This window comes from Bacillus sp. 7884-1 (genome assembly GCF_002272245.1).
In the GTDB taxonomy this organism is placed as follows: Bacteria; Bacillota; Bacilli; order Bacillales; family Cytobacillaceae; genus Neobacillus.
The window spans coordinates 1-12,151 of the sequence record NZ_NPDD01000091.1 but is presented as its reverse complement, the minus strand read 5'-3'; the positions used below and the strand labels follow the sequence as shown (position 1 = coordinate 12,151).

At 39.9% G+C, this 12,151-nt stretch carries 13 protein-coding genes, 2 pseudogenes and 1 other annotated feature; of the genes and pseudogenes, 12 read left to right on the top strand and 3 right to left on the bottom strand.

Translation table 11 applies throughout. From position 1 onward, the window contains the following. Window positions 1-3: 3 nt before the first annotated feature. The 8 genes from CHI06_RS11985 to pheA all read left to right on the top strand — a co-directional run bounded on the left by CHI06_RS11985 (window position 4) and on the right by pheA (window position 6,090). Window positions 4-1,464 carry an Rne/Rng family ribonuclease gene (locus CHI06_RS11985; RefSeq protein WP_095248787.1) on the top strand — a complete coding sequence of 487 codons (1,461 nt, stop codon included), beginning with the start codon at window positions 4-6 and terminating at the stop codon, window positions 1,462-1,464. Window positions 1,465-1,512: 48 nt separating this feature from the next. Continuing rightward, window positions 1,513-1,594: a sequence feature (ribosomal protein L21 leader region), on the top strand. Between the two features lie 12 nt (window positions 1,595-1,606). Continuing rightward, window positions 1,607-1,915 (top strand): 50S ribosomal protein L21, encoded by a 309-nt coding sequence (gene rplU, locus CHI06_RS11980; protein WP_095248786.1) that lies wholly within the window; start codon window positions 1,607-1,609, stop codon window positions 1,913-1,915. Between the two features lie 15 nt (window positions 1,916-1,930). Further along, window positions 1,931-2,260 carry a ribosomal-processing cysteine protease Prp gene (locus tag CHI06_RS11975; protein WP_095248785.1) on the top strand — a complete coding sequence of 110 codons (330 nt, stop codon included), beginning with the start codon at window positions 1,931-1,933 and terminating at the stop codon, window positions 2,258-2,260. A 12-nt stretch (window positions 2,261-2,272) separates the two neighbouring features. Next, the gene (rpmA, locus tag CHI06_RS11970; protein WP_095248784.1) at window positions 2,273-2,566 is read left to right on the top strand and encodes a 50S ribosomal protein L27; all 294 of its coding nucleotides are present in this window, start codon (window positions 2,273-2,275) and stop codon (window positions 2,564-2,566) included. Between the two features lie 213 nt (window positions 2,567-2,779). Beyond that, window positions 2,780-3,310, top strand: a complete 531-nt coding sequence (locus CHI06_RS11965; RefSeq protein WP_095248783.1) for a sporulation initiation phosphotransferase B — start codon at window positions 2,780-2,782, stop codon at window positions 3,308-3,310. A 43-nt stretch (window positions 3,311-3,353) separates the two neighbouring features. Then, window positions 3,354-4,643 (top strand): GTPase ObgE, encoded by a 1,290-nt coding sequence (obgE, locus tag CHI06_RS11960; RefSeq protein WP_095248782.1) that lies wholly within the window; start codon window positions 3,354-3,356, stop codon window positions 4,641-4,643. A 90-nt stretch (window positions 4,644-4,733) separates the two neighbouring features. Next, the gene (locus CHI06_RS11955) at window positions 4,734-5,189 is read left to right on the top strand and encodes an ACT domain-containing protein (protein WP_095248781.1); all 456 of its coding nucleotides are present in this window, start codon (window positions 4,734-4,736) and stop codon (window positions 5,187-5,189) included. Window positions 5,190-5,235: 46 nt separating this feature from the next. After that, window positions 5,236-6,090, top strand: coding sequence for a prephenate dehydratase (pheA, locus tag CHI06_RS11950; RefSeq protein ID WP_095248780.1), 855 nt, complete (start codon window positions 5,236-5,238; stop codon window positions 6,088-6,090). Window positions 6,091-6,123: 33 nt separating this feature from the next. On the opposite strand, the gene CHI06_RS11945 is transcribed toward pheA, so the two are convergent. Together CHI06_RS11945 and CHI06_RS11940 are read right to left on the bottom strand one after the other, a co-directional pair. Then, window positions 6,124-6,663, bottom strand: a complete 540-nt coding sequence (locus CHI06_RS11945) for a transcription repressor NadR (protein ID WP_095248779.1) — start codon at window positions 6,661-6,663, stop codon at window positions 6,124-6,126. A 44-nt stretch (window positions 6,664-6,707) separates the two neighbouring features. Next, window positions 6,708-7,838: an IscS subfamily cysteine desulfurase gene (locus CHI06_RS11940; protein ID WP_095248778.1), complete on the bottom strand. Its 1,131-nt coding sequence runs from the start codon at window positions 7,836-7,838 to the stop codon at window positions 6,708-6,710. Between the two features lie 118 nt (window positions 7,839-7,956). Between CHI06_RS11940 and nadB the strand changes: the two genes are divergently transcribed. The 4 genes and pseudogenes from nadB to safA all read left to right on the top strand — a co-directional run. Then, the gene (nadB, locus tag CHI06_RS11935; protein ID WP_306453810.1) at window positions 7,957-9,534 is read left to right on the top strand and encodes an L-aspartate oxidase; all 1,578 of its coding nucleotides are present in this window, start codon (window positions 7,957-7,959) and stop codon (window positions 9,532-9,534) included. Next, window positions 9,503-10,351 carry a carboxylating nicotinate-nucleotide diphosphorylase gene (gene nadC / locus CHI06_RS11930; RefSeq protein ID WP_095248776.1) on the top strand — a complete coding sequence of 283 codons (849 nt, stop codon included), beginning with the start codon at window positions 9,503-9,505 and terminating at the stop codon, window positions 10,349-10,351. Before nadB ends, nadC begins: the two co-directional genes overlap by 32 nt. Window positions 10,352-10,353: 2 nt before the next feature. After that, window positions 10,354-11,451 carry a quinolinate synthase NadA gene (gene nadA, locus CHI06_RS11925; protein WP_095248775.1) on the top strand — a complete coding sequence of 366 codons (1,098 nt, stop codon included), beginning with the start codon at window positions 10,354-10,356 and terminating at the stop codon, window positions 11,449-11,451. A 160-nt stretch (window positions 11,452-11,611) separates the two neighbouring features. Beyond that, window positions 11,612-11,759: pseudogene (safA, locus tag CHI06_RS31075) on the top strand (SafA/ExsA family spore coat assembly protein); the annotation flags it as partial. 169 nt (window positions 11,760-11,928) lie between these two features. Here the strand turns inward: safA and CHI06_RS31070 are convergent. Then, window positions 11,929-12,093 (bottom strand): annotated as a pseudogene (locus CHI06_RS31070) (pentapeptide repeat-containing protein); the annotation flags it as partial. Window positions 12,094-12,151: the final 58 nt, after the last annotated feature.

The window sequence follows — 12,151 nt, the reverse complement described above, 5'->3', positions numbered from 1 at the left end:
GGTTTGGAAAAGTTAATTGTAAATGCAGTGTCGAGAGAAAAGAGATTTGCTTTTGTTCATGATAATACAGTTGAAGAGATTATTTTTGACCGACCAGAGCAGCGATCTTTGGTCGGTAATATTTATTATGGGACCGTAACCAAGGTTCTGAAGGGTATGAACGCGGCATTTATCGATATTGGCGAGGAGAAAAATGCCTATTTGCATCGTGATGTACTTGCTTCATTTGTCTTATCCCCTGAACGCAGTATCGATAAAGAGAAGAAAAGTGTATCATCCTTTGTGCATCAGGGAGAAAAGTTAATAGTGCAAGTGGATAAGGATGCGACTGGAGTTAAAGGGGCTAGAGTCACAGGGATTATTGAGCTAACTGGAGACAATTTTATTTATATGCCACAAGGACGCTATGTGGCAGTTTCTAAAAAAATTGTAGATGAAAAGGAAAATCTCCGTAGTGTTGGCATGAAATTAAAAAGGGAAGATGAAGGACTAATTTTTCGAACATCCAGTACTTCCGCAACCCAAGAGGAAATGGAGAATGAACTAAACAGCTTACGAAGACAGTATACAGAACTATTGGAAAAAGCTGCATCTCTTAAAAAGCCTGGAGTACTATTTCAAAAAGATACCTTTACACAACTAGTTCTTGATTCGATTACTGGGATGGCATCTGGTGAAGTAATTATTGATGATCTTTCCTTAAAAAAATTAATACTATCAAGAAATCCTAATTTAAGAATTACCTATTATAATGGAAAAGAAAATATATTCGCACACCATCGAATTGAGCATGAAATTGACAAAGCACTTAAGAGAATTGTCTGGCTCGACAATGGAGCCTATTTAATTTTTGACGAGACGGAAGCCTTAACGATTATTGACGTCAATACGGGGAAGTTTTCCGGTAAAAACGATTATCAGGATACTGTGGTAAAAACAAATACACTTGCGGCCATCGAAATTGCCCGCCAGTTAAAGCTACGCGATATCGGCGGGATTGTCCTGATAGACTTTATTAATATGCAAAATGAAAAAGAAAAACGTTACATCCAAGAAACGATAGAGGAAGAATTTCAGAAGGACAGTACTAGGACTAAGATAATTGGTTTTACAACGCTTGGAATCCTGCAGCTGACCAGGAAGAAAACAAAGGTCTCACTTTCAGAAGCCCTTCAGGAAAAATGTCCTGTTTGCGTTGGGACAGGAAGAATCTTAAGTGCAGAGACGATAGCATTCCGCCTAGAACGTGAGTTATTAGAAAACCGCAATTCAGATGCTGAAGCAGTATTAGTTGAAACAACACAACCTGTAAAAGATGAAATCGCACCACATCTTGATATGTTAGAAGTATGGCTGAAATTCAAAGTGTATTTTTTAATCCAGTCATCTGTCTCTCATTACTATGTAGTAAAACAATTTGGGAATCATGCAGAGATAGCACAAAAAGCTGGCGAACCCTATTGACACTAACGCCTATATCATGATAAAATTTTCAATGTTATGTTTGTAGCACCCGTGCTACAACCGCACAGGACAGGTATTAAGCTGGATGCTTATGCATTTGCGCCTGTATATGGCGAGTCTGAGTTTATAAGGAGGTGCAGTTATGTACGCAATTATCGAAACAGGTGGTAAGCAAATCAAAGTTGAAGCTGGTCAAGCTATTTACATTGAAAAGCTTAACGCTGAAGCAGGATCAACAGTTACATTTGATAAGGTTCTTTTTGTTGGCGGTGAAAATGTAAAAGTAGGAAGCCCGGTCGTTCCAGGTGCTACTGTTACAGCTAAAGTTGAAAAACAAGGTCGCGCTAAGAAAATCATCGTTTTCAAATACAAAGCGAAGAAAAACAACCGTAAAAAGCAAGGTCATCGTCAGCCATACACTAAAGTTGTGATTGAAGCAATCAACGCGTAAGGTGTTGGTCAATAGATGATATCTATTACAATTAATCGTACTGAATCCGAATCGATTCAATCATTTGAGATAAGTGGTCATGCATTTTTCGCTGACCGGGGAAAGGATATCGTCTGTGCAGGCGCATCCGCAGTATCCGTCGGCGCAATCAATGCGGTGCACGCCTTAACTGGTGTCACTCCAGAGATTGAGCATGGAGATGGCTTTCTCCGCTGTGTTGTTCCAGAAAAACTTACGGAAGACATAAATGAGAAAGTACAACTCCTTCTAGAAGGTATGATCGTTTCATTACGGACGATTGAAGAAGAATACGGGAAGCACATAAAAATTACCTTCAAAAAGTAGGAGGTGGAATAAATGTTATTAAAATTAGATCTTCAGTTGTTTGCATCTAAAAAGGGAGTAGGTTCGACTAGAAACGGCCGTGACTCTCAAGCAAAACGCCTTGGCGCTAAGCGTGCAGATGGTCAATTCGTATCTGGTGGTTCAATCCTTTACCGTCAACGCGGTACAAAGATTTACCCAGGTGAAAACGTAGGCCGTGGCGGAGACGACACTCTTTTTGCAAAAATCGACGGCGTTGTGAAATTCGAACGTTTTGGTCGTGACCGTAAAAAAGTGAGCGTTTATCCAGTAGCTCAAGAAGCGTAAGCTTTCAGCGAAAACTCTAACCTGATTGGTTAGAGTTTTCTTTTTTAACTATATAGGGAAAAATATCCAATAATAAACTCTAATTTGACCTCCTAGGAAAAGCCTCATAATACCTCAATTGGAAAACATTCACGCAAAATTGCTTACTCATGTGAACTTTTTTGATATACTAACATCAAATAGTTTTACGAGACCCTAGCTAGGAGTGCGATTATGGACAAAGAATGGGATATCGTTGAAGTGCTGCGGCACTCACGGCATGATTGGCTGAATAGGCTGCAGTTAATCAAAGGCAACTTGGATTTAAATAGAATTGACCGGGCAAAAGAATATATAAATGAAATTGTAATTGAGGCACAGCATGAGTCAAACCTCTCTAATTTTCATTTGCCAAAGTTTTCTTCCTTGCTCTTAAAATCAAATTGGGAAAATCATTTGTTTCAGCTAGAATATGAGGTCCTTACTGACTTTCAAGCTGTGAAAATAAATGATGACATTCTGTCAAATTGGACAAAATCCTTCTTTATTTGCTTAGATCAAGCGATTGAGGCATTTCAGGAAAATCATTTATCAATAACAATTCAACCGCAATCAGAAGGAGTTCGTTTCTTTTTTGATTTTAGCGGAATAATAATAAAAAAAGAACTGATTGAACAATTCCTGAACTCCTCTGAAATACAGTGTGTAGTTAAGGAATTCTCAGAAAACGAATTGGGTTTAGAAGTCTTTATGTCGATGGTATAAGCTTGTTTTCCATTCGTTTATCAGTCAAATCAGGAGGATTCACATGTTTGTCGATCAAACGAAGATATACGTAAAAGGTGGAGACGGCGGTAACGGAATGGTCGCGTTTCGCCGTGAAAAATATGTACCAATGGGCGGACCTGCTGGCGGAGACGGTGGTAAAGGTGCCAATGTTGTTTTTGAAGTAAATGAGGGTTTGCGTACGTTAATGGATTTCCGTTATCAACGCCATTGGAAAGCCCCGCGTGGTGAGCATGGCATGTCCAAAAATCAGCACGGTAAAAATGCGAAAGATATGATTGTTAAGGTACCACCAGGCACAGTCGTAATGGATGCAGAAACAAAAGAGGTCATTGCCGATCTTGTTGAGAATGGTCAACGTGCCGTTATTGCTAAAGGTGGACGAGGTGGAAGAGGAAATTCCCGTTTCGCGACCCCTTCAAATCCTGCGCCAGAGCTTGCTGAGAATGGCGAACCAGGCCAAGAACGCGATGTTATTCTAGAATTAAAGCTGCTTGCTGACGTTGGACTTGTTGGATTCCCTAGTGTTGGAAAATCAACTTTATTATCAGTCGTTTCTTCAGCAAAGCCAAAAATCGCTGAGTATCATTTCACTACGATTGTTCCAAACCTTGGAATGGTTGAAACAGAGGATAACAGAAGTTTTGTAATGGCAGACCTTCCAGGGCTGATTGAAGGTGCAAGTGAAGGTGTTGGACTTGGCCATCAATTCTTAAGGCATATAGAACGGACACGAGTAATCGTTCATGTCATTGATATGGCTGCAATAGAAGGCCGCGATCCTTATGAGGATTATCTAACCATCAATAAAGAGTTAGAAGAATATAATCTCCGCTTAACCGAGCGTCCACAAATTATTGTTGCCAATAAAATGGACATGCCGGATGCGGAAGAGAATCTGAAAAAGTTTAAAGAGCAGCTTGAAGAGGATTTCCCGATCTTCCCGATCTCTGCACTTTCAAGAAAAGGCTTGAGAGAGCTATTATTTGCAATTGCAGACAAAATCGAGCAAACTCCAGAATTTCCTCTTGATCATGAAGAAGAAGATACAGGTGTTAATCGAGTTCTTTACAAGCATGAGGCAGATCCTGAGGCCTTCTATATTACAAGAGAACCAGATGGAGCGTTTGTAATTTCAGGAGAAAAAGTTGAAAAACTGTTTAAGATGACCAATTTCCAAACGGAAGAATCTGTTCGCCGTTTTTCAAGACAGCTTCGTGGTCTAGGGGTAGACGAGGCCTTAAGGAAAAAAGGTGCAAAAGATGGGGATACTGTTAAATTATTAGAATTCGAATTTGAATTTGTTGAATAGGGAATAAAAGGAATTTGGGGAATTCTAGCTGAAGCGCCCAGATACGTCTCAAATGGGCGCTTAGGCTTTTGGATCAGGTGGGGTATAGAGATGAAAAATGAAAAATTTGATAAGAAATTTTATTTAATAAGAGAAGACGTCTTGCCTGAAGCCATGAAGAAAACACTTGATGTAAAAGAAATGCTGGAAAGGGGCAAGGCAGAGTCTATTTGGGATGCGGTTCAACAGGTGGACTTAAGCAGAAGTGCCTATTATAAATATAGGGATACTGTATTTCCTTTTTCAACAGTGGTAAAGGAACGATTAGTAACACTGTTTTTCCATCTCGAAGATCGTTCAGGAACATTGTCTAAGCTGCTGGGTGTAGTTGCTTCTTCTGGATGCAATGTGTTGACGATCCATCAAACTATACCGCTGCAAGGAAGAGCAAATGTTACACTTTCGCTAAACACAACCGATATTTCTACGGATATAGATGAGCTGCTCTCGGAATTACGCAAGCTTGAATTTGTAGAAAAAGTAGAAGTGCTTGGAACAGGTGCATAAAGAATAGCAGCTCAAGAGAGATTTTTGTTAGGGAGTGTGAGAAATCATGAAAATTGGTTTTTTAGGACCAAAGGCAACTTTCACTGAATTAGCAGTGAAGAAGGTTTTTCGTGGATTTGAACTTGAACCGTACCGAACGATTCCTGAATCCATGGATGCAGTTGTCAGTGAAAAAGTAGACCTTGCGGTTGTTCCAATTGAAAATACCCTTGAAGGAACAGTAAATATAACAATAGATTACTTAACCCATGTGGTGCAATTGCCGATTGTTGGAGAAATTACCATTCCAATCAAGCAACATTTAATGGTGCACCCTGATAATCGAGAAAATTGGCAGAATGTTCAGAAGGTGTACAGTCACTCCCATGCGATTGCCCAATGCCATAAATTTTTACATACTCAGTTTCTCGGAACTCCTCATGAGAGCATCAGTTCCACGGCTGCTGCAGCGAAAATGGTGATGGACCACCCTGAATTGAATGTTGCCGCCATAGCAAATGAATTGGCTGCAGAAGAATATGGTTTATCGATTGTTCAACGTAATATTCATGACTTTGATCATAACCATACCCGCTTTTTCGTTTTATCAGAAAAGGGGCTGGATTATGAGGAGCTTAGCGGTTCATCCCATTACAAAACAACCCTGATGGTCACACTTCCAACCGATAAAGCCGGAACGCTGCATATGGTCCTATCTGCTTTTGCTTGGAGAAAAATAAACCTGTCTAAGATTGAATCAAGACCGATGAAAACTGGAATAGGTAATTATTTTTTCATTATTGATTTGGAAATGAAGCTGGACGAGGTATTGATACCAGGCGCAATGGCAGAGCTTGAAGCACTAGGCTGCGGGGTTACATTACTAGGAAGCTACCCATCTAAAATGGTTGAATTAAACTAAAGTACCGGGCATATGCTCGGTACTTTTTCGTATTTAGTATTCAATTAAAAAGCCAGCTTCCTTCAAAGCAACTTCAGCTTTGTCCAAGGTTTGCACCGTGGATGCCGCAATTGTATGGAGATGAATGCCTCCCGTTAACTCCGATAGTAACGAGGCCTTTGTCGTTTGGATGTTAGCCATAAATTGTTTGACCTCTTGGCGATTGGATACCATAATAGACGCAGTTAAATCTCCGTAGACCGCATGTTCAACTTTTACATCCTTTACCAATACACCATGATCGACGAGTAAATTTAGCTCTTTTTCCGTGTCGCCTGGTATGTGCCTGCAGGCGATGGTCCGTTCGTATAATGGTGCGCCTGTGTTTTGCTTAAAATACAAATAGCCTTGGCTTGTTGCGATGATCGGCTCATCTTTTGCTTTCAGGAGCGTAATATCCCCAACAATGACCTGTCTGCTTACATTTGTTCTTGTTGCTAACTCACTTCCTGTAAGCGGCACTGGACTGTCCTTAAGCAGCTCTAAAATGAAAGCTCTCCTTTCATCGCCTAATATTTTTTTTTGCTCAGCCATATTTACCTCCTAGGTGTTCCTATTTCTATATTTTAGCACAGTTTCTATAGTTTAAATTTATTTACGATACCTACAATAGTTTCTCCAAGCTTAATTACATCTTCCCTCTTGGTTGAAGTTCCAAACGAAATCCGGATAAATTCCTTTGCCTCCTGTGTGCTTAATCCTAATGCTAGTGTCACTTTAGCTGGAGACTGCATGCCAATTTGACAGGCACTTCCGGTTGAAATCGCGAACCCATATCGATTACATTCTAACATCATCCATTGGCCCTCTATCCCAGAAATCCGCAAACCTATTATTGAAGGTAATTGTGACACAGACTCCGCCTGATGGACATGTACAAAGTCCTTAATAGGCTTAAGCGAATCCATAAAAGCAGCTCGTAGCTCTAAATATTTATCGTGATTCTTCCCCATCCGGTCATTTATTTTTTGAGCCGCCGCCGTCATCGCTGCAATCCCCGGGACATTCAAAGTTCCTGGTCTAAATCCTTTTTCATGAGAGCTGCCTGGAAAAAATGCTTTCCAGGAAATAGCAGGGTCTACATAAACACCGCCAACCCCTTTTGGACCATAAATTTTATGGCCAGAGAACGAAAAACTGCTAACGAGCTGGGGAATATTTCGCAAATTAATTTTACCAAAAGATTGAACAAAATCGCTGTGAAAATGGATGTCATGCTCCAGACAAATTCTCCCTATTTCTTCAATTGGCTGAATGGTTCCAATCTCCGAATTAACATGCTGTACGGTCACTAAAATGGTTTCTGGAGTAATGCTGCGCTCCAATTCTTCAACATCAATAAGACCGGAAGAATTAAGGGGTAAAAAGGTAATATTGTAACCATCTAGCCTGTTGAGAACTCCATGGATAGAAGAGTGCTCAGCCAACCCAGCAATAATATGCTTTCCAGTTTTTTTCGGTGCTGAAAGAAGGGCTTCAATGGCTAGAAAATTCCCCTCTGAACCACCACTTGTAAAGTACAGCCCTTTTTTATTAATTCCTAAAAGATTTGCAAGCTCTTCACGGCAATTCTCTAGTAAGTCCTGTGACTGTCCTCCGATATCATGGAGCGAGCTGGAATTCCCAAAATACTCAGTTGAAGCCTGTACAAACACCTCTGCAGCTTCAGGATCTAACGGAGTGGTGGCAGCAAAATCAAAATATATCATAGTAATCTCCAATATTAGTATTTTTGAATATGGATAGCTGACGCTAAAAAAATTCTTGTATTTAGTTTAATTCTATGTAAATATAGATGTCAAGACACCTGTTAATCCAGGAGGCAATATGATGACAAATAATGATGTATTAATTTTAGGAAGTGGGATTGCTGCACTGCAGTTAGCCTCGCTTTTAAATAAGGATTTAAATGTGAGGATACTCACAAAGGGAAAAGTTAGAACAGCGAATTCTTATCTGGCTCAAGGCGGTATTGCTGCGGCTATTGGCGAGCATGATCATCCTGCTAAACATATTGCTGATACGCTTGAAGCGGGAAGTTATCACAATAATCAAGGAGCAGTCGAACAAATCATTCATGCTGCACCTGGGCTAATTAAGTTCATTTCTGAACAAGGATCTGTTTTTGATAAAAATCCAAACGGTGAATTGCTTTTAGGGATGGAAGGGGCACATAGCGAAAAGCGAATTGTTCATGGCGGCGGAGACGCGACAGGTAAAAATGTGGTTGAGTTTCTTATCAGCAGGATGAAGGATAATGTCACCATTGATGAGGATGTATTTGCATATGAATTATTGATTGATTCCAAGAATCGCTGCATTGGTGTAAAAGCGAAGGAACAAGATGGCACAATAAAGTACTACTACAGCACTAATACCATTCTAGCAACGGGCGGTTGTGGACAATTATTCACCTATACTTCAAATGCCCCAACAGTCAACGGCGATGGAATTGCAATGGCCTATCGAGCAGGAGCTGAGATTGTTGATATGGAGTTTATTCAATTCCATCCAACACTACTATATCTTAATGGTGAAACAAAAGGGTTAATTTCAGAAGCGGTTCGCGGAGAAGGTGCCATCCTTGTTACCGATGACGGCAGCCCAATCATGGAAGGTGTACATCTGCTTAAAGACCTTGCACCAAGGCATGTTGTTTCGCAGAAAATCTATGAATATCTTACTAATGGCTGCAATGTATATTTAGATATTAGTAATATAGAAAACTTTAAGGAACGTTTTCCTTCGATTACCTCCATTTGCGAGGAAAATGGACTTCAGTTATCAGCGGGAAGAATTCCGGTGGCACCCGGCAGTCATTTTTTAATGGGTGGAGTCAAAACAGATTTAACAGGACGGACTTCAATAAATGGATTATACGCGATCGGTGAAGCTGCCTGTACAGGTTTGCACGGTGCTAACCGTCTGGCAAGTAATTCTTTATTAGAAGGTTTATATATGGGAGAAAAGTTATCTACATGGTTAAATGAGTCAGCATCCGAAGAAGTCCATGGTAAAGTACACACAGCTCCTTTTATTCCAAAAGAAAAAGTAATCTTACCAGACATCCAGCAAATAAAGGATTGTATGATGGAGCGGGTTGGAATTGTTCGAGATGCTGTTAATCTTCAAAAACAAAAAGCTTGGTTAAATCGTTTTAATGTCCACCAAATCGATAATCTTGACGCCTATTCTTTTGAAGAGATGACAAAGATTTTCATGCTTATCACAGCGAATTTAATTACTGAATCTGCTTTGAAGCGAACAGAAAGCCGTGGCGGTCATTATCGAAGTGATTACCCAGTGGAAGATAATCTACATTGGTTAAATAGGACCATTACTCATACAAATAGCCAGGAAATGGAGAGAAACCATGAACACATTGAAACTGCGCTCGCTACTTGAGCAATTTTTTATTGAAGATATTGGGGAACAGGATATTACATCCGATTTAATTTTTGCCGATGATACAAAAGGGGAAATTGTTTTTCTTTCAAAGGATAATGGAATATTCTGTGGAGAAGAGATTATTAAAACGGGTTTTAAGCTTTTAAATAATGATATTGAAACAAAGGTCTTTGTAAAAGATGGTCAGAACATTGAATACGGCCAAAAGCTTGCAACAGCCTCTGGGAGGATATCTGATTTGCTAAAAGGGGAAAGAGTGGTTCTTAACCTAATCCAAAGAATGAGTGGAATTGCCACGCTGACCCGAGATGCTGTTTCAACACTTGACAGTGGTCATACCAAAATATGTGATACCCGTAAAACGACACCCGGTTTAAGAATGCTTGAAAAGTATGCCGTTACCAAGGGTGGGGGCTACAATCATCGTTTCGGCTTATACGATGGAATCATGATTAAAGATAATCATATTTCTTTTGCCGGCTCTATTTCACATGCAGTTGAAACGGTACGTGCAAAAGCTGGTCATATGATGAAGGTGGAAGTCGAAGTTGAAACGGAAGCTCAGGTTAAGGAAGCTGTCAGTGCTGGTGCCGATGTGATTATGTTTGATAATCGTACTCCAGATGAAATTAAAGAACTAATTAAGTTAGTTCCAGCAGGTTTCATTACAGAAGCTTCTGGGGGTATTCAATTGTCCAATTTAGCTGGTTATCGTGATACAGGGGTTGACTATATTTCATTAGGAGCCTTAACACATTCCTATAAAGCACTTGATATAAGCGTCAAAGTTCTCTGGAGCAAAGGGGAGGAATAAAGATGAGTATTTTAGCGGCCATGCAAAAGAATAAGATGATTCCTGAAAAATACAAACAAATGTCAAAGGAAGAGTTAGAAGCTAGAGTAATCGAAGTGAAAAACAAATTAGGCTCAAAACTTTTTATTCCAGGACATCATTATCAAAAAGATGAAGTCATCCAGTTTGCTGATGCAACAGGTGATTCTTTAAAACTTGCTCAATTATCGGCTGAAAATAAAGAAGCAGAATTTATTGTTTTCTGCGGCGTGCATTTCATGGCGGAAACGGCTGATATTCTAACAGATGAAAACCAAAAGGTTATTCTCCCAGATATGCGTGCAGGCTGCTCAATGGCAGACATGGCAGACCTTGAGCAGACTGAAAAAGCATGGGAAATCCTTCAGGGAGTCTTTGGTGATAGTATTCTTCCATTAACTTATGTTAACTCTACGGCTGCGATTAAATCATTTGTTGGTGCTCATGGCGGTGCGTGCGTAACCTCTTCTAATGCAGATACAATGGTAAAGTGGGCGTTCACCCAAAAAGAACGGATTTTATTTTTACCGGATCAGCACTTAGGTCGAAATACCGCTTATGACTTGGGTATTGGTTTAGATGAGATGGCTGTTTGGAATCCAATTACCAATAAACTTGAATACGAAGGTGACACTTCAAAAATAAAAGTTATTCTTTGGAAAGGGCATTGCTCGGTCCATGAAAACTTTACGGTTCGGAATATCCATGATACACGCAGCCAATATCCGAACATGACGATTATTGTTCATCCTGAGTGCCGTCGTGAAGTCGTGGAATTATCTGATATGGCTGGTTCAACAAGTTATATTATTAATGCGATTGAAAAAGCGGAGCCAGGTTCTGAGTGGGCGATTGGAACCGAGATGAATCTCGTCAATCGTCTAATTAACAATCATCCTGATAAAAAAATTATCTCGCTAAATCCGCAAATGTGTCCTTGTTTAACGATGAATCGAATCGACCTGCCGCATTTAGTCTGGAGCTTAGATACACTTGAAAATACAAATAACACGATTAAAGTAGCTCCGGAAATTGCCGAAAATGCAAAATTATCGCTTGATCGTATGTTACAAAACGCATAAAGATAGGGTAGATGCAATTTTTAAAAATTGCATCTATTTTTATATTTGAAGGGTTGATTCATATTTTGTGGAAAAAAAGCATAAGTTTTTCTGAAGAATGTTAGCACTTTGCCTATCATCACATAGAATATATGGACTTATGCATAGGAGGGAAATCAGAGTGAAGATCCATATCGTACAGAAAGGGGATACTCTTTGGAAAATCGCCAAGAAGTACGGCGTGAATTTTGAAGAGCTGAAAAAGATGAATTCACAGCTCAGCAACCCTGATATGATTATGCCCGGTATGAAAATAAAAGTCCCAACTTCAGGTGGAAATATTAAAAAAGAAGCGCCTATGGGAACAAAGCCGGGGGCCACAATCAACTTAGGCGCCAAGAAAGAAATGCCGATTGCTGGGCAACCGTTTACCAAAGAGAAACCAAAAGAAATGCCGATCAAAACCGCTCCAAAGAAGGAGGCTCCCATAAAGGAAGCTCCAATAAAAGAGGTTCCTAAAAAAGAAGCTCCAATTAAAGTAGTACCAGTACCAGTACCGGTACCAGTACCAGCTAAAGAAAAACCTGTAAAAGAAATTCCAGTAAAAGAAGTACCTATTAAGGAAGCACCAATTAAAGAGGCACCAGTTAAAGCACCAATCAAAGAAGCACCAGTTAAAGCACCAATCAAAGAAGCACCAGTTAAAGCACCAATCAAAGAA

Coding starts and splice junctions, on each gene's coding strand:
- rplU (WP_095248786.1), top strand. CDS start 1,607: ATGTACGCAATTATCGAAACAGGTGGTAAGCAAATCAAAGTTGAAGCT.
- CHI06_RS11975 (WP_095248785.1), top strand. CDS start 1,931: ATGATATCTATTACAATTAATCGTACTGAATCCGAATCGATTCAATCA.
- rpmA (WP_095248784.1), top strand. CDS start 2,273: ATGTTATTAAAATTAGATCTTCAGTTGTTTGCATCTAAAAAGGGAGTA.
- CHI06_RS11965 (WP_095248783.1), top strand. CDS start 2,780: ATGGACAAAGAATGGGATATCGTTGAAGTGCTGCGGCACTCACGGCAT.
- obgE (WP_095248782.1), top strand. CDS start 3,354: ATGTTTGTCGATCAAACGAAGATATACGTAAAAGGTGGAGACGGCGGT.
- CHI06_RS11955 (WP_095248781.1), top strand. CDS start 4,734: ATGAAAAATGAAAAATTTGATAAGAAATTTTATTTAATAAGAGAAGAC.
- pheA (WP_095248780.1), top strand. CDS start 5,236: ATGAAAATTGGTTTTTTAGGACCAAAGGCAACTTTCACTGAATTAGCA.
- CHI06_RS11945 (WP_095248779.1), bottom strand. CDS start 6,663: ATGGCTGAGCAAAAAAAAATATTAGGCGATGAAAGGAGAGCTTTCATT.
- CHI06_RS11940 (WP_095248778.1), bottom strand. CDS start 7,838: ATGATATATTTTGATTTTGCTGCCACCACTCCGTTAGATCCTGAAGCT.
- nadB (WP_306453810.1), top strand. CDS start 7,957: ATGATGACAAATAATGATGTATTAATTTTAGGAAGTGGGATTGCTGCA.
- nadC (WP_095248776.1), top strand. CDS start 9,503: ATGAACACATTGAAACTGCGCTCGCTACTTGAGCAATTTTTTATTGAA.
- nadA (WP_095248775.1), top strand. CDS start 10,354: ATGAGTATTTTAGCGGCCATGCAAAAGAATAAGATGATTCCTGAAAAA.